Here is a 1709-nt window from a genome sequence, read left to right on the forward strand (position 1 = left end):
TTAACCTGAATGAAGAATGAACCGCTCGACGACTGCACTGAAATGTCGTCAAACTCTTCGGGTGTCACGACCGCTGTCGCGTCACCCTCGCTCCACAGACGCAATACAACAAGTGTGGCGACCAGATTGCTTCTCGTCGTGATCTTCGGAGCGTGCGCAGCCGCTCTCGTCAAGATCGCCTTCTTCCCCGACCGCGCGGAGAGCGTCGTCAGCCCCGAGGCCTCTGTCACGGATCCGATCGTCGCAGTGGAGCGCGGGTCGGTGGTGAACGCCCTGAGCCTGAGCGGGAACGTCGCGCGTGACGACGCCTACGCCGTGCGTGGAGAGCTCAACGGCACGGTGCTCGCCGTGCACGTGGGGGAGGGCGCGGCGGTGGCTTCCGGCCAGAAGCTCTACACCGTGCGCCAGGACGACCCGCGCAAGGACATCGACGTGCTCGCGCCCGAGGCCGGCGACGTGTCGGAGCTCGCCATCGTCAAGGGACAGACCACCACGGTCGGGACCGAGACCTACAAGCTCACCCCAGCCCGATACCATCTGCTGGCCACCGTCGACCCCGTGCAGCTGTACCGCCTCGTCAACGCCCCGACCGAGGCGACCGTCACGATCACGGGCGGCCCGGCACCTTTCGCGTGCACCGGCGTCGGGGTGCAGGTGACGGCTGAGGGCACCGCGAGCGTGCGCTGCGCTGTACCCGCGGACCAGACGGTCTTCGCCGGGCTCCCCGCGAAGATGGATCTCGCGCTCGGTCAGGTCGACGATGCGCTCGTGATCCCGGTCACGGCTGTCCAGGGCGGCGCGGGATCCGGCAAGGTGTGGGTCGACGCGGGCGACGGGTCCGACCCCGAGGAGCGGTCCGTGATGCTCGGCGTCAATGACGGCGTCATGGTCGAGGTGACGGAGGGGCTGGCCGAGGAAGACAGCATCCGCCAGTTCGTGCCCGGCTTCGTCGCTCCGGTCGAGGAGTTCTGCTACGAGGTCTCCCCGGGAGTGGAGCAGTGCGACAGCGGGATGAGCTGGTGAGTCTCGTCGCGCTCGACGACGTCTCCAAGAGCGTCCTGCTGGCCGATGACTCGCGCCTGGAGATCCTTCGTGGCATCACGCTCGAAGTGGCTGCGGGAGACCATGTCTCGATCGTGGGACGGTCGGGGTCGGGGAAGTCGACGCTGCTCAACATCCTGGGGATGCTGGATACACCCACATCCGGATCGGTCGCGTTCGAGGGACGCGAGGTGCGCCGGATGCGCTCGGGACGGCTCGACCGTCTGCGCGGCGACAACGTCGGCTTCGTCTTCCAGCAGTTCAACCTGCTCCCCGGGCGCACCGCGATCGACAACGTGATGATGCCGCTCGGCCATGCCAAGGGGCGCATGTTCTGGAATCGTCGTCAGATCGCCGCCGACATGCTCGAGCGGGTCGGCCTCGGGCATCGCGTCGAGCAGATCGCCGATAGACTCTCCGGCGGTGAGCAGCAGCGCGTCGCCATCGCGCGGGCACTCGTGCGCAAGCCCGTGTTGATCCTCGCGGACGAGCCGACCGGCGCTCTCGACATCGACACGGGCGCATCCGTCATGTCCCTCCTCGACGAGGTGGCCACCGAGACGGACGCCGCGCTGGTCACGATCACCCACGACCTCCACGTCGCCGCGCGTGCGCGCCGGCACTACCGGCTCGACGCCGGGCGTCTGGAGACGGTCGATCTCAGCCGC

Annotated in this window: 2 protein-coding genes; both read left to right on the forward strand. The window is 67.9% G+C overall.

Annotated features, from left to right (window positions below; all coding sequences use genetic code 11):
• Positions 1-114 precede the first annotated feature (114 nt).
• A complete protein-coding gene (locus KZA10_RS14215) occupies positions 115-1023 on the forward strand; it encodes a hypothetical protein (RefSeq protein WP_218683211.1) in 909 nt (302 codons plus the stop codon).
• On the forward strand, positions 1020-1709 hold a 690-nt coding region (locus KZA10_RS14220; protein ID WP_218683212.1), incomplete at its 3' end, for an ABC transporter ATP-binding protein. The genes KZA10_RS14215 and KZA10_RS14220, both read left to right, overlap by 4 nt.

Source organism: Microbacterium sp. BF1, from assembly GCF_019279095.1.
Lineage (GTDB): Bacteria > Actinomycetota > Actinomycetes > Actinomycetales > Microbacteriaceae > Microbacterium > Microbacterium maritypicum.